The 26508-nt window shown below is 71.2% G+C and carries 23 protein-coding genes and 1 tRNA gene; 16 read left to right on the top strand and 8 right to left on the bottom strand.

Annotation, left to right across the window (positions count from 1 at the left end):
• The first annotated feature begins 12 nt into the window (after window positions 1-12).
• The 6 genes from lipA to V5P93_RS07905 all read left to right on the top strand — a co-directional run bounded on the left by lipA (window position 13) and on the right by V5P93_RS07905 (window position 7528).
• A complete protein-coding gene (lipA, locus tag V5P93_RS07930) occupies window positions 13-1014 on the top strand; it encodes a lipoyl synthase (RefSeq protein WP_104478707.1) in 1002 nt (333 codons plus the stop codon).
• A 207-nt stretch (window positions 1015-1221) separates the two neighbouring features.
• Window positions 1222-1899, top strand: a complete 678-nt coding sequence (locus V5P93_RS07925; protein ID WP_104478781.1) for a DedA family protein — start codon at window positions 1222-1224, stop codon at window positions 1897-1899.
• A gap of 203 nt (window positions 1900-2102) precedes the next feature.
• On the top strand, window positions 2103-3308 hold the full coding sequence (locus V5P93_RS07920; protein WP_219823944.1) for a hypothetical protein: 1206 nt from the start codon (window positions 2103-2105) through the stop codon (window positions 3306-3308).
• Window positions 3287-4852, top strand: coding sequence for a substrate-binding domain-containing protein (locus tag V5P93_RS07915; RefSeq protein WP_245931206.1), 1566 nt, complete (start codon window positions 3287-3289; stop codon window positions 4850-4852). The genes V5P93_RS07920 and V5P93_RS07915 overlap by 22 nt, the downstream gene beginning before the upstream one ends.
• Window positions 4839-5606 (top strand): hypothetical protein, encoded by a 768-nt coding sequence (locus V5P93_RS07910; RefSeq protein ID WP_104478706.1) that lies wholly within the window; start codon window positions 4839-4841, stop codon window positions 5604-5606. Before V5P93_RS07915 ends, V5P93_RS07910 begins: the two co-directional genes overlap by 14 nt.
• 314 nt (window positions 5607-5920) lie before the next feature.
• Window positions 5921-7528 carry a trypsin-like peptidase domain-containing protein gene (locus V5P93_RS07905; RefSeq protein WP_245931205.1) on the top strand — a complete coding sequence of 536 codons (1608 nt, stop codon included), beginning with the start codon at window positions 5921-5923 and terminating at the stop codon, window positions 7526-7528.
• Between the two features lie 54 nt (window positions 7529-7582).
• On the opposite strand, the gene V5P93_RS07900 is transcribed toward V5P93_RS07905, so the two are convergent.
• The 4 genes from V5P93_RS07900 to V5P93_RS07885 form a co-directional block, all read right to left on the bottom strand.
• A complete protein-coding gene (locus V5P93_RS07900) occupies window positions 7583-8128 on the bottom strand; it encodes a hypothetical protein (RefSeq protein WP_104478705.1) in 546 nt (181 codons plus the stop codon).
• 549 nt (window positions 8129-8677) lie between these two features.
• Window positions 8678-8749, bottom strand: a tRNA-Val gene (locus tag V5P93_RS07895).
• 45 nt (window positions 8750-8794) lie between these two features.
• Window positions 8795-9253 carry a peroxiredoxin gene (locus tag V5P93_RS07890; RefSeq protein WP_104478704.1) on the bottom strand — a complete coding sequence of 153 codons (459 nt, stop codon included), beginning with the start codon at window positions 9251-9253 and terminating at the stop codon, window positions 8795-8797.
• 114 nt (window positions 9254-9367) lie between these two features.
• A complete protein-coding gene (locus V5P93_RS07885) occupies window positions 9368-9799 on the bottom strand; it encodes a DUF3052 domain-containing protein (protein ID WP_104478703.1) in 432 nt (143 codons plus the stop codon).
• Between the two features lie 305 nt (window positions 9800-10104).
• Between V5P93_RS07885 and aceE the strand changes: the two genes are divergently transcribed.
• Window positions 10105-12870 carry a pyruvate dehydrogenase (acetyl-transferring), homodimeric type gene (gene aceE, locus V5P93_RS07880; protein ID WP_104478702.1) on the top strand — a complete coding sequence of 922 codons (2766 nt, stop codon included), beginning with the start codon at window positions 10105-10107 and terminating at the stop codon, window positions 12868-12870.
• Between the two features lie 45 nt (window positions 12871-12915).
• On the opposite strand, the gene V5P93_RS07875 is transcribed toward aceE, so the two are convergent.
• Window positions 12916-13539, bottom strand: coding sequence for a nicotinamide mononucleotide transporter family protein (locus V5P93_RS07875; protein WP_104478701.1), 624 nt, complete (start codon window positions 13537-13539; stop codon window positions 12916-12918).
• A 1180-nt stretch (window positions 13540-14719) separates the two neighbouring features.
• Here V5P93_RS07875 and V5P93_RS07870 point away from each other — a divergent pair.
• The 7 genes from V5P93_RS07870 (at window position 14720) to V5P93_RS07840 (ending at window position 21138) form a co-directional block, all read left to right on the top strand.
• Window positions 14720-15130, top strand: coding sequence for an RNA polymerase sigma factor (locus V5P93_RS07870; RefSeq protein WP_219823943.1), 411 nt, complete (start codon window positions 14720-14722; stop codon window positions 15128-15130).
• A complete protein-coding gene (locus V5P93_RS07865; protein WP_104478700.1) occupies window positions 15123-16136 on the top strand; it encodes a hypothetical protein in 1014 nt (337 codons plus the stop codon). The genes V5P93_RS07870 and V5P93_RS07865 overlap by 8 nt, the downstream gene beginning before the upstream one ends.
• A 55-nt stretch (window positions 16137-16191) precedes the next feature.
• Window positions 16192-17379, top strand: coding sequence for a CdaR family transcriptional regulator (locus tag V5P93_RS07860; RefSeq protein ID WP_104478699.1), 1188 nt, complete (start codon window positions 16192-16194; stop codon window positions 17377-17379).
• Window positions 17380-17558: 179 nt separating this feature from the next.
• The gene (locus tag V5P93_RS07855) at window positions 17559-18479 is read left to right on the top strand and encodes an ACP S-malonyltransferase (protein WP_104478698.1); all 921 of its coding nucleotides are present in this window, start codon (window positions 17559-17561) and stop codon (window positions 18477-18479) included.
• A complete protein-coding gene (locus V5P93_RS07850) occupies window positions 18476-19450 on the top strand; it encodes a beta-ketoacyl-ACP synthase III (protein WP_104478697.1) in 975 nt (324 codons plus the stop codon). The genes V5P93_RS07855 and V5P93_RS07850 overlap by 4 nt, the downstream gene beginning before the upstream one ends.
• A gap of 97 nt (window positions 19451-19547) precedes the next feature.
• Entirely contained in the window at window positions 19548-19799 is a 252-nt protein-coding gene (locus tag V5P93_RS07845) for an acyl carrier protein (RefSeq protein WP_104478696.1), read from the top strand.
• A gap of 91 nt (window positions 19800-19890) precedes the next feature.
• Window positions 19891-21138, top strand: a complete 1248-nt coding sequence (locus V5P93_RS07840; RefSeq protein ID WP_104478695.1) for a beta-ketoacyl synthase — start codon at window positions 19891-19893, stop codon at window positions 21136-21138.
• An 89-nt stretch (window positions 21139-21227) separates the two neighbouring features.
• Here V5P93_RS07840 and V5P93_RS07835 read toward each other — a convergent pair whose 3' ends face one another.
• On the bottom strand, window positions 21228-21827 hold the full coding sequence (locus tag V5P93_RS07835) for a hypothetical protein (protein ID WP_146107987.1): 600 nt from the start codon (window positions 21825-21827) through the stop codon (window positions 21228-21230).
• 23 nt (window positions 21828-21850) lie between these two features.
• Window positions 21851-22354 carry a DUF3145 domain-containing protein gene (locus V5P93_RS07830; protein ID WP_104478693.1) on the bottom strand — a complete coding sequence of 168 codons (504 nt, stop codon included), beginning with the start codon at window positions 22352-22354 and terminating at the stop codon, window positions 21851-21853.
• 447 nt (window positions 22355-22801) lie between these two features.
• On the opposite strand from V5P93_RS07830, the gene V5P93_RS07825 reads away from it, so the two are divergent.
• A complete protein-coding gene (locus V5P93_RS07825; RefSeq protein ID WP_104478692.1) occupies window positions 22802-24052 on the top strand; it encodes a hypothetical protein in 1251 nt (416 codons plus the stop codon).
• A 317-nt stretch (window positions 24053-24369) separates the two neighbouring features.
• Here the strand turns inward: V5P93_RS07825 and V5P93_RS07820 are convergent, their stop codons facing one another.
• Entirely contained in the window at window positions 24370-25374 is a 1005-nt protein-coding gene (locus V5P93_RS07820; protein WP_245931215.1) for a D-cysteine desulfhydrase family protein, read from the bottom strand.
• Window positions 25375-25800: 426 nt separating this feature from the next.
• Between V5P93_RS07820 and V5P93_RS07815 the strand changes: the two genes are divergently transcribed.
• Entirely contained in the window at window positions 25801-26139 is a 339-nt protein-coding gene (locus V5P93_RS07815) for an Lsr2 family protein (protein ID WP_104478690.1), read from the top strand.
• Window positions 26140-26508 lie beyond the last annotated feature (369 nt).

The raw sequence follows: 26508 nt of genomic DNA, 5'->3' as shown, positions 1-26508 counted from the left end.
AGCCTGGCGGACGTGACAGTCGCGCCTGAGGGTCGGAAGATGCTGCGCCTGGAAGTGCGCAACGCGCAGACCCCGATCGAGAAGAAGCCGTCCTGGATCAAGACCCGGGCGAAGATGGGCCCCGAGTACCGCGAACTCAAGGGCCTGGTCAAGCGCGAGGGCCTGCACACGGTGTGCGAAGAGGCCGGCTGTCCCAACATCTACGAGTGCTGGGAGGACCGCGAGGCCACCTTCCTCATCGGCGGCGAGCAGTGCACGCGGCGCTGCGACTTCTGCCAGATCGACACCGGCAAGCCCGCCGACCTCGACCGCGACGAGCCCCGGCGGGTCGCCGAGTCGGTGCAGGCCATGGGCCTGCGCTACTCGACGATCACCGGCGTGGCCCGCGACGACCTGGCCGACGGCGGCGCCTGGCTCTACGCCGAGACCGTCCGGCAGATCCACGCGCTCAACCCGGGCACCGGCGTCGAGCTGCTGATCCCGGACTTCAACGCCGAGCCGGACCAGCTCGCCGAGGTGTTCGGCTCCCGCCCGGAGGTGCTCGCGCACAACCTGGAGACCGTGCCCCGGATCTTCAAGCGGATCCGGCCCGCGTTCCGGTACGAGCGGTCCCTGTCGGTGATCACCGAGGCGCGCGCGGCGGGCCTGGTCACCAAGTCGAACCTGATCCTGGGCATGGGCGAGACCGCCGACGAGGTCACCGAGGCGCTGGCGGACCTGCACGACGCGGGCTGCGACATCATCACCATCACCCAGTACCTGCGGCCCAGCGTCCGCCACCACCCGGTGGACCGGTGGGTCAAGCCGGAGGAGTTCCTGGCGCACAAGGAGACGGCCGAGGGCCTGGGCTTCGCGGGCGTCATGGCGGGTCCGCTGGTGCGGTCGTCCTACCGGGCCGGTCGGCTGTTCACCCAGGCCGTGGAGCACCGGGGCCAGCAGATCCCGGAGAACCTGCGTCACCTGGCCGAGGCGGGCGAGTCCAGCCAAGAGATCACCGCGCTCCTGAAGAGGTAACTTTCGTCTCCCCCGTGTCAATCTTCAGGGTGACCCCCAGATGGTCACCCCGACCGATTCAGGGGTCATCCCCGTTATGCCAGGCTCGTCGTGGACGAAACACTGTCCAAGTGGGTCGTCGAGGTCGCAACCAGGGGGCACCTCGGCGCGTCCCACGACGCGGCGTCGGAAAGTCTGGCGCCGGAGCGTGTTGAGGGGAACCGAGCCGTGGCATTCCTGACCGACGTCCTCGATTGGCTGCAAGCACTCCCGCAGCCCGCACTGGTCGCCGCGACCGGCGGCCTCGTGCTCGCCGAGTGCACGATCGGTCTCGGCTTCATCGCCCCCGGTGAGGGTGGCCTGCTCATCGCGGCCACCACCGTCAACAGCGTGCCCCGGTTCCTCATCCTGTGGGCCGTGGTCACCGTCTGCGCGGGCATCGGCGACTCCATCGGCTACCTCATCGGCCGCAAGTACGGGGTCAAGCTGCGCGAGACGAAGCTGATCCAGAAGTACGGCGTGGAGGGCTGGGACAAGGCCACCGACATCCTGCGCAGGCGCGGGGCGTGGGCGGTGTTCTTCGCCCGGTTCATGCCCGTGGTGCGCACGCTGACACCGGCCGCGGCGGGCACGGCGGGCATGCAGTACCGCAAGTTCCTGCCCGCGGTCGTGGCGGGCGCGGCCTGCTGGTCGGCGCTGCACATCAGCATCGGCGCCGCGCTCGGCGAGGCGGCCCACCAGCTGGAGAAGTACCTCAGCGGCGGCGCGGTGGTCCTGCTGGTCGTGGTCGTGGTGGTCATCGTGGTCGTGCACCTGGTCAAGAAGCGCAAGAAGGCCAAGGCGGCGGCGAACGCCCCCGTGGTCACCTCCGACGACGACCCCGACCTGGAGCGCGTCACCGGCTGACCCGAAAGACCTGCACGAACACAGCGGACCGTCCACGGCGGTCCGCTGTTCGGTTTCCGCCCCCGGACGCGGACCGGAACCCCGTGCGCCATTCGGCCCACGACGGTCGGACGCGTTCGGCGCGGACTTTCCGAAACCGCGTAATCACCGACCGCGATCCCGCGACCCTTCCGATGAGGAGTTCCGTTCGAGCGGAGGGGTCCGTGACCGTCACCCCCGGGGTTGCCACCGAGCCGGATTTCACCATCGTGACCCCGCCCAGGTCGGCCTTCCGGCGCAAGCGGTTCCTCGGCCCCTTCGTGCCCGCCGCCATCATCGGGCTGGTCGGCCTCATCGTGCTGTGGGCGGGTGGCATGGTCACCCTGCCGTTTCGCGAGGTCGTAGTGGTGACCGGGCGGACGGCGTCCAAGGGCGAGTTCTTCGCCGACGCCGAGGTGAAGCGCATCCTGATGAGCGAGGGCATCCAGGTCGACTTCGACCGCGCGGGGTCCCGGGAGATCGTCACGGGTGCGATCGACGACCTCGACTTCGTCTTCCCGTCCGGCCAGCCCGCCGCCCTGCAGCTGCGGCAGCGCTGGGACGCCACGCACGCCCCCGCCAAGGTGTTCAAGCCGTTCTTCAGCCCGATCGTGCTGGCCACCTACCGCGACTACGCCGAGGCACTGGTCGGCGCGGGCGTCGGCGCGCCGCAGCCGTCGACCGGTGAACCGCTCTACTTCAACCTGCCGATGAAGCCCTTCATCGACAAGATCCGCACGGACACCTGGGAGAAGCTGGACCCCGACCTGCGCAACGGCAACCGGGTGCTCGCGCAGACCTCGGACATCTGCTCGTCGAACTCCGCCGCCACCTACCTCGGCCTGGTCGCGTTCGTGGAGAACGGCAACACGATCCCGCAGACCGAGGCCGAGGCCGTCGACCTGGCCAACCGGATCAAACCGCTGCTGACCGCGCAGGGCCTGCCCGGCGACGACATGTCCCGCAGCTACCTGGCCCCCGACGGCCAAGGCCTGGCGCCGATCGCGGTGATCTACGAGCACCAGTACCTGGCCCACCAGGTGCGGGTGCGCGCGCAGACCGGCTCCCTCGACACCCGGCGGGTGCTGCTCTACCCGGCCGCGCAGGTCCAGGCAGTCCCGGAGTTCATCGCGCTCACCCCGGCGGGCGAACGGGTCGGCCGGTTGATCACCGAAGACCCCCGGCTGCGCCGACGCGCGCTGGAGCTGGGCTTCCGGGTCTTCGAGTCCGACGACACGCTGACCACCGGCCAGTTCACCACGTTCCTGAACCAGCAGGGCGTGCCCGTGCCCAGCTCCGGCGTCGGCGATACCGAGACGTTCCTGCCCGCGCTGCCGCTGCTGGAGAAGATGATCACGACGGTGGGCGAGTGCCCGCCGCCACGGCGATGAGCCACAACCGAGTGCCCGCCGCGTCGACGAGGGCGCCGGCGGCGGTGCTCGCGCTGGCCTGCCTGCTGACGGCGTGCACCACCGAGACCCCCGCGCCGGTGACGCTGACCGTGCTGGCTCCGCCGGAACTGTCCGATGTGCAGCCGCTGCTGGCGGACCTGCGCCGCGAGACGGGCGTGGAGCTGCGGATGGAGTACGTCGAGGACGCCGACCGGGCGCTGGTCCCCGGGCAGTACCGGCACGACCTGGCGTGGTTGAGCACCGACCGGTACCTGGAGCTGCGGGCCAAGCGCGACGGCTACCCCGGTGGCCTGCCGACCGGGACGCCCGTCATGGAGTCGCCGCTGGTCCTCGGGGTGCGCGGGCGGGCGATGCCCGCGCTGACAGCCGCGTCCGGGGGCCGGGGGCCGACCTGGGCGGACGTCGCCGACCGGGCGGCGGCCGGGGTGTTCCGGTTCGCCATGGCCGACCCGGACCGGTCCGGGTCGGGGCTCGCCGCGCTGGTCGGCGTCGCCACCGCGGCCACCCGCACGGGCGGCGCGCTGGAGGCCGCGCAGGTCAGCTGCGCGCCGCTGGGCGGGTTCCTCACCGGCAAGACCCGCGGCGGGCAGTCCGAACGGGACGCGGTGGCCGCGTTCACCGACCACGACGACGTCGACGCGGTGATCGCGCACGAGTCGACCCTGCTGACCCGGGCCGCCGCTGCGGGACCGCAGATCGTCCGCCCCCGGGACGGCATGGTGCTGTCGCGCTTCCCGCTGCTGCTGCTCGACCCCGCCAAGCGCGAGCCGTACCAGCGCGCGGTGGACTGGTTGCTGGCGCCGACCGCGCAGAACTGGATCATGGAGCACACCGCGCGGCGCTCGGTCGACCCCGCGCTGCCGCGCCCGGAACCGCTGCGCCCGCCGATCGGCAACGCGCTGTACTTCCCAGCGCGCCAAGAGGTGCTCGACGCGCTGCTGTCCACCTACCGCGACCTCACCACCGGCCGCGCGCAGCGGGTCGTCTACGTGCTCGACTACTCGAACTCCATGGCCGGGCCCCGGGTCGAGCGGCTGCGCGAGGTGTTCGCGGCGCTGAGCGGGACGGGCAGCGGCGGGTTCGACCGGTTCCACCTGGGCGAGACGATCACCGTCGTCCGGTTCGCGGGCGGGGTGTTGGCCGAGCGGTCGGTGACCGTGCGCGGCGCGTCCGACCTCACGGCGCTGGCGGGCGTGGTGGCCGCGCCCGCCGACGGGAGGGGCACGGCGATCTGGTCGGCGCTGGAGCACGCATTCCGGGGCACGCGGTGGGAGGACGCCACCGGGTCGGTCGTGGTGATCACCGACGGGGAGAACAACGCGGGCGCGTCCGCCGACGACTTCCTGCGCGCCCGGGCGGCGATGCCGGAGGCCGCGCGGAAGGTGCCGGTGTTCGCGGTCCGGCTCGGCGACGCGGACCCGGTGGAGCTGGACCGGGTGGCCCGTGAGACCGGGGGCAGGCTGTTGGACCCGGCGACGTCGTCGCTGCTCGACGCGGTAAGGGGGGTTCGTGGCTGTCGATAGGGCGCTGTGGTGGTCGGTGTGGTGGCCGTGGGCGATGGTGTGGATTCTTACGGCGCTGGGTGTCGTAGTGGCGCTGGGCGCGCTCTTCTTCGCGTGGCGCGCGCACCGGGCGCGGCCCAAGGTGACCCGTGAGGTGCCGGGGCTGACGTTCTACCTGCACGAGAAATCCGTCATGGACCTGTACCAGTCCGGCGGCTACGGCGACGCCATGCGGCGCGAGGTCGAGGAGCGGGTGGACAGCACCAGCGACCAGAAGCTGGCGCTGAAGGTGCACGCCGTCGGCCTCGACGGCGGGCGCAGCAGCGGGCGCGAGGTGGTCAGCCGGTACATCACCAACGCCGAGCCGATCGCGGTCATCGGCGTGCTGCTCGACGTGCTGGAGAACGCCGACGGCGTGGTGCACGTTGACCTGCGCGACCGGACCATCACGCACAACAACGCGGTGTCGGTGGCGCTGCTCAAGACCGGCGGCACCGACCGGCTGCGGCTGCGGTCGATCGACAGCTACGTCTCGGTGCGCGGCGCGTTCCGGGTGGCCGACCACGCGGGCACCCGCACGGTGTTCCTCGCCCCCTTCGGCGACCCGGACGACCCGGAGGAGGGCCCGCAGGTCCGGCTGGAGTGCCACAAGGACGGGCTGCGCGACGACGAGATCCCCGACGGGCCCTTCCACGCGCGGTGCCTTGGCAAGGTGCAGGCGTGGAAGTCCGCGACCGGCGAGCTGGTGGTGCGGCCGATCGCGATCTTCCAGTAAGCGGTTTCGTTATGGGGATTTGAGATGCCCCCGGTCGTGTCGCCATTGGGGCAATCTCAGGGGTGGATATCACCCTGCACCCAGGAGCGACAATGCTTCGACGTCTCGTTCTCGCCGTGGCCCTGGTGGCCGCGGCGGTCGCCGCAGCACCCCCGGTAAGTGCCTCTGAACAGGCAGAACCCACCTTCACGGCACCGGTCCTCAACTCCCGCGTGACCCGCACCGGAGCCATTGAGGCCAAGTCTTCCGAAATTCGCTATGGGAATACTGGTAATTCGTGGAGCACCCGGATCTCCGCGCCCGGCGCCACCTATGTGAAGGTGCATTTCGCGCCGCTGAAACTGGTCGGCGACGACTACGTGACGGTGTCCTCGCCGGACGGGAAGGAGAAGCACACCTACTACGGCGACCTGTCCCGGGGCTCGTCGTACACGCTGCACGGTGACGCGGGCTTCGCCGCCATGTCGATCGACGGCGACACGGCCGTGGTCACGCTGCACGCGACCGGCGATCGCAGCGCGGCGTCGCTGAAGCGCCGCGGCTACGGGGTGCGCGTCACCCGGTACGACCGGGGCTACTCGCAGACCGAGTACGCGGCGGAGAACCCGACGACGCTGAGCGTCTGCGGCAACGACGCCCGCCGCGACGTGGCCTGCTACCAGACCAGCCACCCCACCGAGTACGCCCGTTCGAACGCGGTGGCCCGGCAGCTGGTCAACGGACTGGGCTCGTGCACGGCGTGGCGGGTCGGCAACACCAACCGGATGCTGACCAACGCGCACTGCATCGGCGACGCGGCCGAGCTGCGGTCGAGCGAGTTCCAGTTCGACTACCAGTGCGCCACGTGCGGCGGCAACAACCCGCGTACCGGCACGAAGGTCAGCGGGCAGGAACTGATCAAGATCAGCTCCCTGCAGGACCTGGACTACACGCTGTTCAGCGTCAGCAACTTCGACAGCATCCGCCAGTACGGCACGCTCTACCTGGACGTCCGCGAACCCACCGCGGGTGAGCGGATCTACATCTCCGGCCACGGCGACATCAAGCCCAAGCGCCTGTCCCTGTACGAGGAGAGCGACGGCGGCGCCACCTGCAAGATCGACGTGGTGTCCTCCGGCGTGAACACCGGCTACCGCTGCGACTCCTCCGGCGGCAACTCCGGTTCACCCGTGCTGGCGGGCTCGTCGCACAAGGTCATCGCCCTGCACCACCTGGGCGGCTGCCCGAACTGGGGCACGCGCATCACCCTGGTCTACAACGAGATCCGCAACGACATCGACAACAACAGCGGCCCCACCCCCGGCGACCCGACGGACATCGCCCTCCAGCCCTCCTCGGGCACCGTCGTCCCGGGTGCCGCCACGACCGCCACGGTCCAAACCACCGGCCAACCGACCACCACGCTGACCTTCTCCGCCACCGGCGCCCCCACAGGCACAACGGTGGCCTTCAGCCCGTCGTCGGTCTCCGCGGGCCAGTCGTCCACCCTGTCCCTGGCCACGTCAGCAAGCACCCCACCGGGCACCTACTCGATCACCGTCACCGCCACTGGCGCCCCCACCACACTGTCACGCGCCTACACCCTGACGGTCACCGGCAACGACCCCACCGGCTGCCCCACCTTGAAGACGACGAAGACAGCCACCCTGACCGCGGGCGCGACCGGCTACCAACCTGACGGAAGCTTCTTCCAAACCACCGTCTCCGGCCCCCACCAGGCCTGCCTGAAGTTCCCCACAGGCACCAACTACGACCTAGCCCTCCAAAAGTGGAACGGCTCCACCTGGCCCACAGTCGCCCAGTCCACCACCACAAACCCCACCGAAACACTGACCTACAACGGCACCGCCGGCTACTACCGCTACCAAATCAAGTCCGTCACCGGCTCCGGCCAATACACCCTCACCTACAACGCCCCATAACCCCAACCCCGGCGCCGTCCCCTGAGGCGGCGCCGGGCCCACCAGCCCTCAGCCCTACCTCTGCGCCGCAGTGAGAAACGCGCGCTCAACAACCACCGGCAACGCCGCTTCGGGATCGACCGGCCTACTCCCCAGCACACCGGAGATCCGAAAAGCGGCAACCCCCCACTTCGCCGGATCATCACCTCTGGAGTTGTCGATCCACAGGCAGTACACCTTGCCGGGACGCACCACGAGCGACCCCTTGAAATACGATTCCGCCTGCCGCGGGCAACTCCGCGGGTCCAATCCAGCCGAGCCATTCATCTCGATGACCCCGGAATGGTCAGGCAGGAGAACCGACCACGCGACATTCTCCCCCACAGGACACCCCAGCCGACCATCCCCAGGGTCGACGCACTGCACGGTCGCGTCCTTGCGGTCATCCAGCGGACCGACCACGGCGAACGACGCTTCAAAATCAAAGGAAGCCTGCGGCGTCGACCACAGGCGCAGAAATGTCACCAACCTACCGACATCAGGCACAACGGAAGCGGAAGTCCGACCCGCCGAAGAGGTCGGCACACTAGCGGCGAACATCATCGTCACCAGCACGGACATTCCCACCGCCACCCCGGCCCTACCCCCCAGTCGAGCGGGCGGCGGATTGACAACAAGATCCCCCCGAACAACATTCGCCTGCACGGCAGGCCCATTCAGCTCCCGACCGATCAGACTGCTGACCACACCCTGGCGACCCGACGAACCCGCACCACCGCTCACCATCGCCTCCACAAAGTCAGGCGCATGCTCGCAGTAAAAACTTCCCCCGACAACCAGCAAAGAACCACGCCCAGGCAAGCCCACCGTCACCCGAACACCCTCACCAGCCAAAACAAATACACATTCCGCACCTACGCGGATTCACACCCAGCCCATCAATATGCACATGCGAACACCCCGCACCAACAACCCCACCCAGACCACCACAAGCGCTACACAACCCCCGCGCCCACGCACCCACGAACTCCGCGCTCACGGATTCCGCGCCTACACGCCCACGCTGGTTCGGGAACACACCGCACCGTGGGGGTCTGGGGGCTCGGCCCCCAGATTCAATGACGACCGACCCGGTTCGCGCTCTCCGCGAACACACCTCTCCTGAGGTCGTGGGCGCAGCAGGATTCGAACCTGCGACCGCTCGGGTGTAAGCCGAGTGCTCTCCCGCTGAGCTATGCGCCCGGGTCCGCCGCGCGAGCGGGTCGCGCGGCGGGGGAAGACTTGACGCTACAGGGCGGCGACGGCCTTCTTCCAGGCGTCCTGGTCGCGGGCTTCGCCGGGGGCGTTGATCTCCGCGAAGCGGACGGTGCCCTCGGTGTCGATCAGGAACGTGCCGCGGTTGGCCAGGCCCGCCGCCTCGTTGAAGACGCCGTAGGTCTTGGCGACCTCGCCGTGCGGCCAGAAGTCGGAGAGCAGGGGGAACTGGTAGCCCTGCTGCTCGGCCCACGCCTTGAGGCTGAACGGCGTGTCCACGGACACACCGACGACCTGGACGTTGCTGTCGCTGTAGTTCGCCAGCTCGTCGCGGACCTGGCAGAGCTCGCCCTGGCAGATGCCGCTGAACGCGAACGGGTAGAACACCAGCAGGACGTTCTTCGAGCCCTGGTAGTCCGACAGCTTGACCGGCTGCTTGTTGTAGTCGTTGAGCGTGAAGTCCGGGGCCTTCGAACCGACCTCGACCGCCATACCCGGCAACCTCCTGGCTGGGGGCGCGTGTCGCGCCCGGAACTGTGCTCGGCCAGCCTAGGCCACCCGGGCGGGTGACCGCCCGGGTGACCGCCGCTTGGGACCAGCGCCGCGCTAGCGCTTGGTCTTCACCGACTTGGGCGATACCAGCCTGGTGCCGGACCAGTCCGGTCCGACGCTGATGTTGGACGTCTGGGCGAGCCCCGCGGTCGGCACGGCCTCGGCGATGTCGCTGGGCTCCACGTGCCCGGGGCGGCCCGTCTTCGGGGTCAGGACCCAGATCGTGCCGTCGTCGGCGAGGGGCCCGATGGCGTCCATCAGCGCGTCGACCAGGTCGCCGTCGTCCTCGCGCCACCACAGCAGCACGACGTCGACCACCTCGTCGGCGTCCTCGTCGAGCAGGTCGGAGCCGATCCGCTCCTCGACGGCGGCACGCAGGTCGTCATCGACGTCCTCGTCCCACCCGATCTCCTGGACAACGGCGCCAGTCTCGATCCCCAGCTTGTCGGCGACGTCGGCGTTCCCGGCGTCTCCCGCGGCCACCACGGTGTCACTCCTCCAGTTGTGCTCGACGCGGCGTTCCGACCCTCCTGGAGGGCCGTCGGCCGCGTTGTGCCTGTTCGGTTAGGCGATAGCGAACACTGACTGTGCCCGCCAGCGCAACCGTCTGCTGTTCGACACGCCGCCGGGACGTCCAGGCAGCGAGCGGTGCGAACAACCCCACACCGCCGTACCGGCCAGTAGGCACGGTGACGGCGCGGCGCGCGGGGTCGAACATGGCAGAGTGTCCCCTAGGCGCGTGATATCGCGCGCGCGGAAATCTTGTCCTCAACCCAGGCTGGAGCTCGAAGTTGGCCACGCAGAACAACCAGCCCACCCCCGAGCGCGTCCGCGTCATCCGCGACGGCATCGCCGCTCACCTGCCGGACATCGACCCGGAGGAGACCGCGGAGTGGCTGGAGTCCTTCGACGCCGCCCTGCGCGGCGGTGGGCAGCAGCGCGCGCGCTACCTGATGCTGCGCCTGCTGGAGCGGGCCCGCGAGAGCCACGTCGGGGTGCCCGCGCTCACCAGCACCGACTACGTCAACACCATCCCCACCGAGCAGGAGCCGTGGTTCCCCGGTGACGAGGAGGTGGAGCGCCGCTACCGCGCGTGGATCCGGTGGAACGCGGCGATGACGGTGCACCGCGCGCAGCGCCCCGGTGTGGGTGTCGGCGGCCACATCTCCACCTACGCCTCCTCCGCGACCTTGTACGAGGTGGGCTTCAACTGGTTCTTCCGCGGCAAGGACCACCCCGGCGGCGGCGACCAGATCTACGTCCAGGGCCACGCCTCCCCCGGCATCTACGCCCGCGCCTTCCTCGAGGGCAGGCTCTCGACCTCCCAGTTGGACGGTTTCCGCCAGGAGCTCTCGCACGCGGGCCCCGGCGGCGGCCTGCCGTCCTACCCGCACCCGCGGCTGATGCCGGACTTCTGGGAGTTCCCGACCGTCTCCATGGGTCTGGGCCCGATGAACGCCATCTACCAGGCCCGGTTCAACCGGTACCTGCGCGACCGGGGCATCAAGGACACCTCCGACCAGCGGGTATGGGCGTTCCTCGGCGACGGCGAGATGGACGAGGCGGAGTCGCGCGGCCTGATCCACGTGGCCGCCAACGAGCAGCTGGACAACCTGACCTTCGTCATCAACTGCAACCTGCAGCGGCTCGACGGCCCGGTGCGCGGCAACGGCAAGATCATCCAGGAGCTGGAGTCGTTCTTCCGCGGCGCGGGCTGGAACGTCATCAAGGTCGTCTGGGGCCGCGAGTGGGACGCGCTGCTGCACGGCGACCGCGACGGCGCGCTCATCAACCTGATGAACACCACCCCGGACGGCGACTACCAGACCTACAAGGCCAACGACGGCGCGTTCGTCCGCGAGCACTTCTTCGGCCGCGACCCGCGCACGAAGGAACTGGTCACGCCGATGTCCGACCAGGACATCTGGAACCTCAAGCGCGGCGGCCACGACTACCGCAAGGTGTACGCGGCGTACCAGGCGGCCACCGAGCACCACGGCCAGCCGACGGTCATCCTGGCCAAGACGATCAAGGGCTACAACCTCGGCCCGCACTTCGAGGCGCGCAACGCCACGCACCAGATGAAGAAGATGACCCTGGACGACCTCAAGGCGTTCCGGGACACGCTGCGCATCCCGATCGAGGACGCGGACCTCGAGAAGAACCCGTACCTGCCGCCGTACTACAACCCGGGACCGGACTCCCCCGAGATCCAGTACCTGACCGAGCGGCGCCGCCAGCTCGGCGGCTACTCCCCGGAGCGGCGGACCAAGTCCAAGGCGCTGGTGCTGCCCGGCGACAAGGTCTACGACGTGCTCAAGCGCGGGTCGGGCAAGCAGGAGGTCGCCACCACGATGGCGTTCGTCCGGCTGGTGCGCGACCTGGCCAAGGACCCGGAGATCGGGCCGCGGCTGGTGCCGATCATCCCGGACGAGGCGCGCACGTTCGGCATGGACTCGATGTTCCCGACGCAGAAGATCTACAACCCGCTGGGCCAGCTCTACACCTCGGTGGACGCGTCGCTGATGCTGTCCTACAAGGAGAGCGAGCAGGGCCAGATCCTGCACGAGGGCATCAACGAGGCCGGGTCGACGGCGTCGTTCACCGCGGCGGGCACCTCGTACGCCACGCACGGCGAGCCGATGGTGCCGATCTACATCTTCTACTCGATGTTCGGCTTCCAGCGCACCGGCGACGGCCTGTGGGCCGCGGCCGACCAGATGGCGCGCGGTTTCGTGCTCGGCGCCACGGCGGGCCGCACGACGCTGACCGGTGAGGGCCTGCAGCACAACGACGGGCACTCGCTGCTGCTGGCCGCGACCAACCCGGCCGTGGTGTCCTACGACGCCGCGTGGTCCTTCGAGCTCGCGCACATCGTGCGCGACGGCCTGCGCCGAATGTACGGCGAGCAGGCCGAGGACATCTTCTACTACCTCACGATCTACAACGAGCCGTACCAGCAGCCCGCCGAGCCCGCGAACCTCGACGTCGAGGGCCTGCTGCGCGGCCTGTACCGGTACCAGGAGGCGCCGTCGGCCGACGGTCCGCGGGCGCGGATCCTGGTCTCGGGCGTGACGATGCCCGCGGCGCTCAAGGCGCGGCGGCTGCTCGCCGAGGAGTGGGGCGTCGGCGCCGAGGTGTGGTCGGCCACGTCCTGGTCGGAGCTGCGCCGCGAGGCGGTGGAGATCGACCGGCACAACCTGCTGCACCCGCAGGCCGAGCCGCGCGTGCCGTACGTGACCTCGGTGCTGTCCGAGGGCGTCGGCCCGGTCGTGGCGGTGTCGGACTGGATGAGCGCGGTGCCGGACCTGATCCGCCCGTGGGTGCCGACCGACATGCTCACCCTGGGCACCGACGGCTTCGGCTTCTCCGACACCCGGCCCGCGGCCCGCAGGCACTTCCTGGTCGACGCCGAGTCGATCACGGTCGGCGTGCTGGCCGCCCTGGCCGGGCGCGGCGAGGTGCCGCGCTCGACGGTCGTCGAGGCGGCGGCGAAGTACCGCATCGACGACGTGTCGGCGGCGGGCCCGCAGACGTCGGACCCGGGCTCGGCCTGAGTTCCCGCGGAGGGCGGTGTCCGCACGGACCCCGCCCTCCGCGGTTCAGGCGGCCACCCGCTGGTGCTGCTGCGCGGCCGAGCGGTACCAGCTGACCCAGCCGTAGACCACCAGCGCGGCGAAGACGGTGTAGACGACCGCGCTGAACCACAGGCCGGAGCTGAGCTGCAACGGCACCCCGATGGCGTCGACCACCAGCCAGACCAGCCAGAACTCGACCAGCCCCCAGGCCTGCAGGCCGAAGGCCAGCACCGTCCCGATGAAGATCGCCGCGTCGGGCCACGGCGCCCACGACGCCTCCAGCGCGTCGAGCACCAGCGCGAAGACGGCCGTGCCGACCGCGAACGCCACCGCCACCGCGGTCAGTTGCCTACCCGTCGCCCGGCGGACCGCGACCCCGAAGACCGGGTCCCGGCGGCGGGTCCACGCCCACCAGCCGTACAGCGCGATGAGCCCCACGACCACCTGCCGGACGGCGAGACCGCCCAGGTGCGCGGAGACGTAGACGGTGAAGAGCAGGACCACCGAGACCAACTGGACGGGCCAGGTCCACAGCGTCCGCCGCTGCGCCAGGAAGACCACGGCCAACGCGAACACCTGCCCGAACAGCTCCGCATAGGAGATCCGCTCCCCGAACACCACGATCGAACTATCGAGCAGCACGCGCACGACGCCCTCCCTCGTCTCACCGGGGTGAACAAGAGCCGCGAGCTGTGTGTTCCCGCAGAAGGACACGCCGTGCCATGCCACGAAAGGGGGAACAATCCGCCCTCGCCTGGCAACCGCGCTCGCAACGTTCCATAGTGGAAACACCGGTGGGGACCGGGGAGATGGGCCGCCCGGCATCGAGCGCACCGACATGCCGGGCGGCCCGCCCGATCGAGGCAACCGTGTTCGCGGAACACGCTTACCTTGATCGGGCGTTTTTTGTTTCGGGGGGCGACCCCCCAGACCCCCACGGTGCGTACGGAACTGAACCAGCGAGTGGGGGCTGGCACAGGGGTGGCACCGGGGCGGGGTGGACGGAAACCCGGATTTCGCGGTTGGTGCATCTGGCTGGTGAAGCGTGTCCTGGTGACTGAACCAGCGAGTGAGGGCTGGCACAGGGGTGGCACCGGGGCGGGGTGGGCGGAAAACCTGGGTTGCGGGTTGGTGCATCTGGCTGGTGAAGCGTGTCCTGGTGACTGAACCAGCGAGTGAGGGCTGGCACAGGGGTGGCACCGGGGCGGGGTGGGCGGAAAACCTGGGTTGCGGGTTGGTGCATCTGGCTGGTGAAGCGTGTCCTGGTGACTGAACCAGCGAGTGGGGGCTGGCACAGGGGTGGCACCGGGGCGGGGTGGGCGGAAAACCTGGGTTGCGGGTTGGTGCATCTGGTTGGTGAAGCGTGTCTTGGTGACTGAACCAGCGAGTGGGGGCTGGCACAGGGTGGCACCGGGGCGGGGTGGGCGGAAAACCCGGATTTCGCGGTTGGTGCATCTGGCTGGTGAAGCGTGTCCTGGTGACTGAACCAGCGGGTTGGGGTTGGCACGGGGTGGGGCGCGGCGGAGTTCTTGGATTCCCTCGCCTTGGTGTCGTTGGCTGGTGACTTCTCCGTTGCTTGGTTGCGTTGGCCTGTCTGGCGGTGCTTTTTGTGATTCCGCACTCCGTGTTGGCGCGGTGGTGTGGTGAGGCGCGGTTCTCCTGGCGATGGGTGGGGCGGGTGGTCACGGGGTGGTTACGGGGCCAACCGGGGTGGGGTGGGGGTGGGTAGAGGGGGTGTGATGGGTGGTGGTGGGGTGCCGGGGCGGGTGGAGTTGTTCGCGGAGTGGGTGCGGCCGCATCTGGGGTGATGGCTGGGGTGGCCAGGCGGGTGGGGGCCTATTACGGGGTTCTTGAGCGGGATGACGTGGTGCAGGAGGCGTTGGCTCGGGCCTGGGTGAAGCGGGGGCAGTTCGATCCCCGTCGGGGGACGGCGCGGGCTTGGTTGGCGGCGATTGTCGTGGACCAGGTTCGGAAGGCGCGGCGGGTGAAGGTGCCGGAGCCCGGGGACGTGCCCGAAACACCTGTGGTTGTGGGTGGGGTCGAGGAGCAGCTTGACCTTTGGGAGGCGCTGGCCTGCCTGACTGAGCGGCAGCGGCTGGCGGTGGATTGCGTGTACTTCGTCGATCTCTCCGTGGCGGAGACGGCGCAGGTCATGGGGTGTGGGGTGGGGACGGTCAAGTCGACGTTGGCGGATGCCAGGGCGAAGTTGCGGGTGCGACTGGAGGTGTCTGATGGGTGATCCGGTGGACGAGATGCTGCGGGAAGCCGGACGGGAGTGGCGGGAAGCGCAACCGCCCCCGCCGGAGGTGGACCTCGAACGGTTCGGGGTCGAGCGGCGTTGGCGGGTCGGGGCGGTGGCGGCGGCGGTCGTCGTGATCAGCGTCGGGGCCGTTGTGCTGTGGCCGAGCGGGTCGCCGAGCGGCGGTTCGGCGAGCAACCCGGCGGCGGAAGAGCCGTTCGTGACGATTTCGCCTGCCGCGCCCGCGCCGCGCGCCGAGGTCGTGCGGGACGGGGACACGGTGGAGGCGACCGGGTACGCCCGCATCCTCCCCGGTGTCCCCGCGCGGTTCTGCGCCATCGCCCCGGTGCCCGGGGGGAGTGCGCCCGAAACCCAGCCGTGCCACTTCGGGGTACCCGTCACCGGGCTCGACCCCGCGACCGAGCACTGGGCCAACCTGACCCTGCGCGGTGTCTGGCGCGACGGCGGACTCACCGTCACCTCCCAGTCCGCGGCCAAGCTCAGCGAGCAAGACCCGTTCGGCCCTCTCGAAAGAGGTGTTCCCTGCCCCGCCCCGCCGGGCGATTGGCAGGCGGGGCCGATGGACGAGACCGCGGTGCGGGAGTACCTGTCCCAGCACCCCGAGCAGTTCCACCCCCTGCGCCTGGGCATGACGCCCGCCCAGACCGGAACGCCGAGGTTCCTCCAGGTGCTGGTCGTCGAGGTCGTCAACGGTGACCCGCGCGCCGCGCGGCGCGAGTTGCGGGCCCGCTACACGGGCAACCTCTGCACGGTCGTGGCGCCCGGCAGGTCGACCATCGCCGACCAGGAACGGGCGCGGCAGGTGTCGGACGACGTGCTGGCGCCGTTGATGGAGGACCCGGCCACCGGCGTGTACCTGCGCGAGGTCGAGGACGGCCGGGCCATCGCCGAAGCCGTCGCCCTCACCCCCGAACTGGCCGCCAAGCTCGCGGCGTCCGGGTCCGACCTGATCGACCTCCGCCCCTGGCTGACCCGCGTCCCCTGATCGGACGCGCCCGGGAGGTGCGCAAGTGTGCTTGCGCACCTCCTAGGGTGGTGGGATGAGCGCTGCGTCGGAGGGGTTGTCGGAGGCGACCGTCGCGGCCGTCGAACGGGCCTCCGGCAAGCTTGCGGCGGCGGCTGTCGCGGTGATGGACGAGCAGTTCGCCTGGTTCGGGCGGATGCCCGCGGACCAGCGGGCATCCGTCCTGCTCGTCGCGCAGAACGGCGTCGCGGGCTTCACCGCCTGGCTGCGCGACCCCCGCGAGGCCCTGCGGCTGACCACCGACACCTTCCGCGGCGCGCCGCGGGACCTGTCCCGGTGGATTAGCCTGCGGCAGACCGTCGAGATGGTGCGGGTCTCGCTGCAGATCTTCGAGCAGCTGGTGCCCGACCTGGCCGCCGACGACGCCGAGCGCGCCGTGCTCTCCGAGGCCGTCCTGCGCTACGGCCGCGAGGTGGCCTTCGCCTCCGCCATGTCCTACGCCTCCGCCGCCGAGGCCCGGGGCGCGTGGGACGCCCGGCTGGAGGCCCTGGTGGTCGACGGCATCGTCCGCGGCGACGCCGAGGAGTCCCTGCTGTCCCGGGCCGCGGCCCTGGGCTGGGACCCGGCCGCCGAGGCGACCGTGCTGGTCGGCAACCCGCCGTCGGACGACCCGCCGACGGTGCTCTACGAGGTGCGCAGCCGGGCCGCGCGGATGAGCAGGCCGGTGCTGCTCGGCGTGCAGGGCTCACGGTTGGTCGTGGTGCTGGCGGGCCCCACCGAGGACGCCGTCGACCACGAGGCCCTGGTGAAGATGTCCGCCGCGTTCGGTGTCGGCGCGGTGGTGGCGGGGCCGACCGTGGCGAGCATCGCCGAGGCCCACCGCAGCGCCGCGGACGCGCTGTCCGGGCTGCGCGCGGTGGTCGCCTGGCCGACCGCGCCGCGCCCGGTGCGCTCGGCCGACCTGCTGCCGGAACGGGCGCTGGCGGGCGACCCGGAGGCCGAGTGGCAGCTCATCGACCGGGTAGCGCGACCGCTGGAGGACGCGGGCGGCGCGCTCCAGGAGACGGTCGAGGCGTACCTGGCCACCGGCGGGGTGCTCGAGACGTGCGCGCGGCAGCTGTTCGTGCACCCGAACACCGTGCGGTACCGGCTGCGCAAGGCGGCCGAGCTGACCGGCCGCAACGCGGGCGACCCCCGCGACGCGCTGGTGCTGAGCGTGGCCCTCGCGGTGGGCAGGCTGTCGCGGGCGCGCGGCCTCTGGTGATCGCGTGCGGGCGGGCAACGGTAGGTAACTGTGTGGTGTCTGCCACGACAACTGACAACGAATACCCGTACGTCAGGGTAATTGCCCGGTGACTTTTGGAGGTTTCCTACAAACGAACCGCTACGACTTGGTGAGCGGCGGCATGCAGTCGAGGCGGGCTGTCGGTGTTGGGTTGACACGTGATCGCACTCCTCGCACCCGGGCAGGGTTCCCAGGCCCCCGGCATGCTCGCGCCCTGGCTCGAACTCCCCGGTACCGCCGAGCGGTTGGCGGGCTGGTCCGAGGTCGCCGGGCTCGACCTGGCCCGACTCGGCACCACCGCCGACGCGGACGAGATCAAGGACACCGCGATCACCCAGCCGCTGATCGTGGCGGCCACCCTGCTGGCCGCCGGTGAGCTGGCCGAGCGGGTCGAGGTCCCGGCGGACGCGCTGGTCGCGGGCCACTCCATCGGCGAGTTCGCGGCCGCGGTGATCGCGGGTGTGCTCGGCGCCGAGGACGCGGTCCGGCTGGCCGCGGTGCGCGGCCGGGAGATGGCGAAGGCCTGCGAGCTGGAGCCCACGGGCATGGCCGCGCTGGTGCGCGGCACCGAGGAGGACATCCTGGCCCGGCTCGCCGAGCTGGACCTGGTCCCGGCCAACCGCAACGGCGCGGGCCAGATCGTGGCCGCGGGCGCGAAGGCGGCGCTGGAGAAGTTGGCGGCCGAGCCGCCCGCGGGCAGCAAGGCGATCGCGCTCAAGGTGGCGGGCGCGTTCCACACCCACTACATGGCCCCGGCGCAGGAGGCGCTGCGCGCGCACGCGGCGGGCGTGACCACGGCCGACGCGACCAGGACGCTGCTGTCCAACGCCGACGGCGCGGTGGTCACCTCGGGCGCCGAGGTGCTCGAGCGGTTGGTGGCGCAGGTCACCAGTCCGGTGCGGTGGGACTCGTGCATGGCGACCATGGGGGAACGCGGGGTCTCGGCAGTCGTAGAGTTCCCGCCCGCGGGCGCACTGGTCGGTTTGGCCAAGCGCGAGTTGAAGGGCGTTCCCACCGTGGCCCTCAAGACGCCCGCGGACCTCGACACGGTGGTCGAGCTGATCGGGAGTGCCGAATGACCACGTTGCGACTTGCCCCGGGGGCCGCGGCCAGCCGGATCCTCGGCGTCGGCTCGTTCCAGCCCGAGCGCATCGTCACCAACCACGAGCTCTCCGAGCGGATGGACACCACCGACGAGTGGATCCGCGAGCGGGTGGGCATCGTCGAACGCCGGTTCGCGGCCAAGGACCAGAAGCTGGTCGACATGGCGGTCACCGCGGGCGCCAAGGCGCTGGCCGACGCCGGGCTGTCGCCGTCGGACGCGGACACGGTGATCCTGGCCAACTGCACCATGCCCACCCCCATCCCCAACGGCGCCGCCCAGGTGGCCGACCGGATCGGGGTCAAGGCGGCGGGCGCGTTCGACCTCAACGCCGCGTGCGCGGGCTTCTGCTACGCCCTGGGCACCGCGTCGGACCTGGTCCGCGCGGGCTCGGCGCGGCGGGTGCTGGTGATCGGCGCGGAGAAGCTGACCGACTGGGTGGACCACGAGGACCGGGCCAACGCGATCATCTTCGCCGACGGCGCGGGCGCCGCGGTGGTCGGCCCGGCCGACGAGCCGGGCATCGGCCCGGTGGTCTGGGGCAGCGCGGGCGACCTGACCGACATGATCCGGCTGCGCGACGACCGGTGGATCTTCCAGGAGGGCCAGTCGGTGTTCCGCTGGGCCACCACCCGGATCGCGCCGATCGCGCTGCGCGCGCTGGAGGCCGCAGGCGTGGCACCGGCCGATGTGGACGTGCTGATCCCGCACCAGGCGAACCTGCGCATCGTCGAGTCGATCGCCAAGAAGCTGCGCGCGCACGGCGCCCGGGAGGACATGGTCGTCGCCGACGACATCGTCTACTCGGGCAACACCTCCTCGGCGTCGATCCCCATGGCCATGGACCACATGCGGGCCGCGGGCCGGGTCAAGCCGGGTGACGTGGCGCTGCTGGTCGGCTTCGGCGCGGGCCTGTCCTACGCCGCGCAGGTCGTGATCTGCCCCTAGCGGGCGCTGAGAGCCACCCCCGGGGCGCCCCCGGGGGACTGCAAGGCCCCGCCGGGTGCGGTACCCGCGGGTGGAACGAGGAAGGACAGTGCAACCCATGTCGGAGAAGTTCAGCGACGAGCAGATCCTCGAGGGCCTCGGGGAGATCGTCGAAGAGGTCGCGGGTGTCTCGCCCGACGACGTCACCGCCGACAAGTCCTTCGTGGACGACCTGGACATCGACTCGCTGTCCATGGTGGAGATCGCCGTGCAGGCGGAGGACCGCTTCGGCGTCAAGATCCCGGACGACGAGCTGGCCAACCTGAAGACGGTCGGCGACGCGCTCAAGTACGTCTCCGCGCACTCCTGACGCTCCCCCGGCCGGACACTCCCCCGGCTCCCCCCGTGCCGATCCGGCACCTGGCCAAGCCATCCTTTCACCCGCTCGCGAAGGAAATTCCATGAGCAACGTCGATGTCGTCATCACCGGGCTTGGCGCGACCACGCCGCTCGGCGGTGACGTCTCGTCCACCTGGGATGCCCTGCTCGCCGGTCGGAACGGCATCCGGGCGAACACCACGGACTGGGCGGAGCGCTACGACCTCCCGGCCCGGCTGCACGCGCCGCTGGCCGTCGAGCCGACCGAGGTCCTGCCCCGCGTGCAGGCCCGCAGGCTGGACCGGTGTGAGCAGATCGCGCTCATCGCCGCCAGGCAGGCGTGGGCCGACGCCGGGTACGAGCCGCCGACCGAGGAGCACGAGCCGGTGGACCCGGATCGCCTCGGGGTCAGCATCGGCACCGGGATCGGCGGCCCGCTCACCCTGCTCGACCAGGACGACCTCCTGGAGGAGCACGGGCTGCGCAAGGTCTCGCCGCTGACGGTGCCGATGCTGATGCCCAACGGCCCGGCCGCGCACGTGGGCATCGACCTGCGCGCCCGGGCGGGTGTGCACACCGTCGCCTCGGCGTGCGCGTCGGGCGCGGAGGGCATCGCCAACGCGTACCAGATGATCCAGAACGGCCGCGCGGACGTGGTCATCGCCGGTGGCGCGGACGCCTGCATCCACCCGATCACCGTGGCGGGCTTCTGCCAGTCCCGGACGCTGAGCACCCGCAACGACGCGCCGGAGCGGGCCTCGCGCCCGTTCGACACCCAGCGCGACGGGTTCGTGCTCGGTGAGGGCGCGGGCGTGGTGGTGCTGGAGCGGGCCGAGCACGCGGCGGCCCGCGGCGCCCGGGTCTACGGCCGGATCACCGGCTACGGCATGACCGCCGACGCCTACCACATCACCGGCAACCACCCGGACGGCATCGGCCAGATCCGGGCCATGGAGCAGGCGGTGCGGATGGGCGGGCTGAGCCCGGCCGACGTCGGCCACGTCAACGCGCACGCCACCTCGACCGTGGTGGGCGACGTCGGCGAGGCGGCGGCGATCCGCAAGGCGCTGGGCGAGCACGTGCTGGTGACCGCGCCGAAGAGCTCCTTCGGCCACCTGGTCGGCGGCGCGGGCGCGGTGGAGAGCATCATCGCGCTGCTGTCGATCTACCACAGCGTGATCCCGGCGACCCGGAACCTGGAGAACCTCGACCCCAAGGTCGGGCTCGACGTGGTGGCGGGCGAGGCGCGGAAGGTGGAGCTGACCGCGGCGATCAACAACTCCTTCGGCTTCGGCGGCCACAACGTGGCGCTGCTGTTCACCGCCGCCTGAGCGGAGCCGGGGGTGGTTCGTGGAAAGCGGGGCGCGGCCGAGTCGGCCCGCCCCGCTTCTCCGTCACCCGGTCGTGATGGGCCGGGGAATCAGCAGCTGTCGTGCTGGGGAGAGGCGCTGGTGGCACCGGCGTCGATGCGCCACTCGCCCGCGGCCACGGTCAGCGGGAACACCACGTTCCAGCGGATGCAGCCGACCGGCAATTCCAGCGGCGCGTCGGCCGGGTCCTGCTGGCTGACGAAAGACAGCAGCACCCGCGCGTTGTTCGCCGGACCGGTCTCGATGCGGTAGACGACAATCGTGCCGTCCTGGGTGCTGCGGTACGCCGAGCGCCAGTTGTCCTCGGGCATGTCCTTGGCCCGGGCGTCGGTGACGGTGGTTCGCCAACGCGCGTAGTTCTTGCCGTTGATGGCGTCGAAATGGGTTTGCAGCAGCTGGCGGACCGTCTCGTAGAGCGGGTGCCGGATGGCGTCCTGGGTGGCGCGCACGTCCCGGGGCCCCGGCCGGGCGCTGGGCGGGATCACGTTCTCGCTCGGCAGGATCGGCGACGGGGTGGCCGCGGTGGCGTTGCCGGTGGCGTACAGCTCGCGCGCGACCATCGCCGCCGCGGCGCAGATCACCACGGCGACGAGCACGACCGGCAGCAGCCAGCGCTGGCGCTCCGGTCTGGGGGTGCTGCTCGGGTGCACGGCGCCAGCGTGCCACACGGTTCTCAGCCGACGCGGTGCAACCAGGTAACAGGTGCCCCATCGCCTGCGCGCCGGTACGGCTCCAGCGCCTCGTCCCAGGAGGCGCCGAGCAGTTCGTCGACCTTGAACGCGAAGGACTCGCCGCCGCGCGCGGACGCCGCGATGGCGCGCAGCTGGTCCTCGGACACCACGATGTCGCCGTTGGCGCTGGTGCGGGCGTGCCAGAGGCCGAGGGTGGGCGCGTAGCAGAACCGCTCGCCGTCGACGCCGGGGCTGGGCTCCTCGGTGACCTCGAAGCGGGTCATCGGCCAGGCGCGCAGGGCGGCGGCCAGCTTGCCGCCGGTGCCCGCGTCGCCGGTCCACGCGCACTCGGCGCGCAACTGGCCGGGGGCGGCGGGTTGCGCGGTCCAGCGCAACTCGGCGCGCACCCCGAGGGTGCCGGAAATCGCCCACTCGACGTGCGGACATACCGCAGCCGGCGACGAGTGGACGTACACCACACCTTGGGTGTTTCCACGGGTGCTCACTGCTGACCTCCGCTGCTCGACGAGGATCGTCTTCCCCTACGTCCTGCGCGATCAACGGGTGCCTGCGTCACACGTGGTATTCCCGGCGCTCATTGTGCCCTGCTTCCGGACACTTTGGCCACACGAACCACGAAAACAACCCACGCCCCACCTATTCCGCGCCGAATGCGGACAGCGCGGCACCGGGCGTGCCGCTTTCGGCGCGGTCGGCGCGGCACACCCGACGATCTCGTTGATCACTAGGACGTCCGAGCAACGTCCGAGTTGCCTGCGATCTTCATCCCATCCCCGAGCGGTGTACCCACCCAGGGGTGACGGTTGGCGCCAGGTGGCTACCTTCCGACGTCCGACCACCCGCTCGGGGGTCACTGGCGCTAGCGTGTCAGGCGGGATGTGGTGGAAAACCCACCAACTGCCGTGCGGGGGGCCGGTCGAGGAGGAGTCGGCGTGCGCTTGGTCCGGGTCGGTGAGCCGACGTCGGGTGTCGGCCGGGATCTGCGCGCGGCGCTGACCTCGTGGGGTCGCGGCGACGCCGTGGCGGGCGGGGTGGCGCTGCTGGGCGTGCGACCGCCGGAGTTCGGCTCGCCGGTCGAGGCGGTCGTGATCACCCCGCGCGGGGTGCTGGTGGTCCTCGGCGTGGACCTGCCGCGCCCGGCCGTGTGGTTGTCGGCCCCGCTGGGCGAACCGTGGCGGGCCGACGGGGCGGTGCCGCAGGTGGGCGACCGCGCGCCGGGGGACGGGGCGTTGGCCGCGACCGCCGCGGTGGCGGCCGTCGTGCGGCGGGCGCAGCCGAGGCCGCTGCCGGTGTCGACGGTGGTGGCCGTCGGCCCGTACGTCGGCCGGGTCGACCAACCCGCCACCGACCTGGAGCGCGGGGTGCGGATCCTGCACCCGGCGCCGACGCCCCTGCTGACGGTGACCCGCGAGCTGACCACGCACAGCCGCCCCTGCCCGGTCGACGAGCTGCGCCGGATCCTGCACGCCCTGCACGCCGACCTCGACCTGGACGACGCCGACCTGGTCGCCGAGGGCTTCCCGGACGGCATGTCCGCGGCGGCGAGCGCCGAGCGCACCACGATCCTCCCGCCCGTCCCGGGCGCTCCCCCGCGCCCGGCCCCCACACCGCCACCCCGACGCCGGTTACCGATCGCGATCGGGGTCTTGGTGGCGTTGCTGCTGGTCGCGGGCGTGGCCCTGGCCGTCGCGGCGGCCGACGGTGGCCCCCCGATCCCGCACGCACCCCCGGCGCCCGCGCCCCAACAGGGCCTGGTGTTCACCCCGCGCGGCGAGGCCACCCAGACCGACTGCGCGACGCACACCAGCGGCCAGCTGCGCACCTGGCTGGAACGCAACGGCTGCGCCGAACTCCTGCGCGGCCGGTTCGAGGCGACGGAGAACGGCCGCCGAGCCGCGGTGCTGGTCGGCGTGGTGCGGATCTCCGGGAGCGCGTCGGCCGTGGAACTGCGCGCGCTGGCGGACCGCCCGGACACGGGCGCCGTCGTCGACCAGTCCGCCGAGGGCGTCGCCTGGCCCACCACCCCACCCCCCACCTTCGACGCGGCGGCGCGGGCCAGTGATCAGGAGGGCAACAGCGTGAAGCTGGTGCAGGCGGTCTGGCTGGACCAGCCGTCCCGCCCGGACGACCCGGCCCTGCTCGCCATCGCCGACCGCGCCCTCCGCCTCAGCCTCGCGGGCTGACTCACCCGAGGCCCCGCCCGGCAGCCGATCTCCGCCGTCCCCCGCGCCCACCTACCCCGCCGCCCCGCGCCCGCCCTGCCGTCCGGCCCTACCGGGCCCGGCCTCCCAGCCGTCTGGCCCTGGCCTGCCAGCCGCCCAACTCCCGGCACCCCAACGCCCGGCAGCCCAACACCCGCGAGGGGTCCCCCGCGAGAAGGGAACCCCTATTTACCATTCTACCTGCGGAAACCGGTCGAGCGGCAGGGCTCGGGAACGCCCTGTGGACAACTCCGCGGTGTTCCGCAGGCGACCGAACCGACCCCGAACGGCTGCCGGACTCAGGCAGGCGAGCTGAAGGCCGGGCTGCCCTCCAGGTCCGGCGCGTACGCGAACAATCCCGGCAGCCCGCCCGTGTGCAGGAAGACCACGGTCTCCTCACGCCCGATCTCCCCCGACCGGGTGGCGTCGACCAGGTACGCCGCCGCCTTGCCCGTGTACACCGGGTCGAGGGTGATCCCCTCGGTCCGCGCGAACAGGCCCAGCGCCTCCCACATCGCGTCGGTCGGGATGCCGTAGCCGGGGCCGACCGCGCGGTCGTCGGCGTGCGCGTGGGCCAGGTCGATCTCCTGGCCGAGCAGCGCCGCCGCCTCCCCCGCCAACCGGCGGATGGTGGCCAGCGACTCGGCGGCGGTGCGCGACACGCAGGCGCCGTCGACGCGGGTGGTGCGGCCGAGCAGGGCGACACCGGCCACGACGCCCGCCGCGGTGCCCGCGCTGCCGACCGGGACGACGATCCGGTCGGGTTCGATCCCCTCCGCGTCGAGCTGGGCGAACAGCTCGGCGGTGGCGGCCACGTAACCCAGCACCCCAACCGCGTTGGACCCACCGACAGGCAGAACCGCGACCCCACCGGCCTCGGCGGTCAGCGCCGCGACCACCCCGGCGACCTCGGCCTCCGCGCAGACGTGCACGGTGGCGCCGTAGAGCCGGTGCAGCGCCATGTTGCCGGACCGCTCGTACGCCTCACCCGTGCGCGGGACGTCGCGGGTGAGGACGAGGTCGCAGCGCAGCCCGAGGCTCGCGCACGCGGCCGCGGTGAGCCTGCCGTGGTTGGTCTGCAGCGCGCCGAAGGTGATCACCCGGGTGACCCCGTCGGCCACCGCGGCACCCAGCAGGAACTCCAGTTTGCGCAGCTTGTTGCCCCCGACGCCGAGCGCGCCGACGTCGTCGCGCTTGACCAGCGGGCCGGGGCCGCCACCGAGCGCGGCGCCGAGCCGCGGGCAGGCCCGCAGCGGCGTCGGCCAATGGCCGAGGGTGGCGCGCGGGAACGGTGTCAGGTCGATGGCCACGCGGCGAACTCTAACCACGAGAAGGCAGGGTTTCACCCGTCCGGCCTTCTCGGCGCGGCTCGGAAATGACTGACCGATCCTCATGTTGCCTGGGGGGCAAATACCCGTGATCCCACGGGTGATATTGCGCCGCCATTTGGGATGACCAGCGCCGACGATGGCGGCGAAGAGACAGGGGCCAAGGGCCGCACCAGACCAGCCGAATCGGACACGTCGCATTCCCGCTAGTGGACCGGTAACGCCCGATGGGGTACTACTATTCCGAGAGACCGCCTCTTGGACCTCCTGGGTGGTTCTCGGGCCGGGTCGGGCGATACAGTTCGGCGGTGATCGGTTCGCCAATACCGGGCCGTGACCGGGACCCTCGCTAAAGGTGTCGGCCCCGTGCAGGAAACGAACTCTCATCACACGGAGGAAACCGTGGCGCAGAAGACCGTGGTGGAGCTTGTCGACGACCTCGACGGCGGCCAAGCCGACGAGACCGTCGCCTTCGCCATCGACGGGGTGGACTTCCTGATCGACCTGTCGAGAGAGAACGCGACGCGACTGCGGGATTCGCTCGCGGAGTTCGTCGGGCACGCCCGGCGCACCGGTAGCCGGAAAGCGAAGAACGGCCTCGTCGTCCGCCGCTTCGGCACCGACCGGCAGGACAACCAGGCCATCCGCGAATGGGCCCGCAGCCAGGGTGAGACGGTCGCCGAGCGCGGCCGCATCCCGGCCGCGCTGGTGATGAAGTTCCAAGAGGCGCACGGCGGCTGATCCCGCCGCTTTTCCCGGCCGCGCGGGCCGGGCACCGCGTGTCGCGCCTGGAACCAGTCGGGGGTCCAGGCCGGCGGGCGGGGGAAAACGCGGGCCATAGCGGACCACGGACCACTTCGGCCGGTCAGGCTCGCTTTGGACACCCGCGTGAACACCGTGTCACCCGAACACCGCGCGATCCACCGAGGACGTCCACCACCGCGGGGTCGACGGTCCACTCCGGGCACTCGTGCCCCTTCTTCCGAACCGTTTTCGCGTGCTCGTCCGGTCTAGGTGTTTCCCTGGAATCCGCCGCGCCGCGCCGGGCAAACCACGGCCGCGCGCGGCCGGTTTTCCCGCTGGCGACAAGCGGAAGAGCGAATACCGGCG

The sequence above is a fragment of the Actinokineospora auranticolor genome (assembly GCF_041897805.1).
Lineage (GTDB): Bacteria > Actinomycetota > Actinomycetes > Mycobacteriales > Pseudonocardiaceae > Actinokineospora > Actinokineospora auranticolor.
The sequence above is the reverse complement of the archived record's forward strand: the minus strand, read 5'-3'. Positions and strand labels throughout refer to the sequence as shown.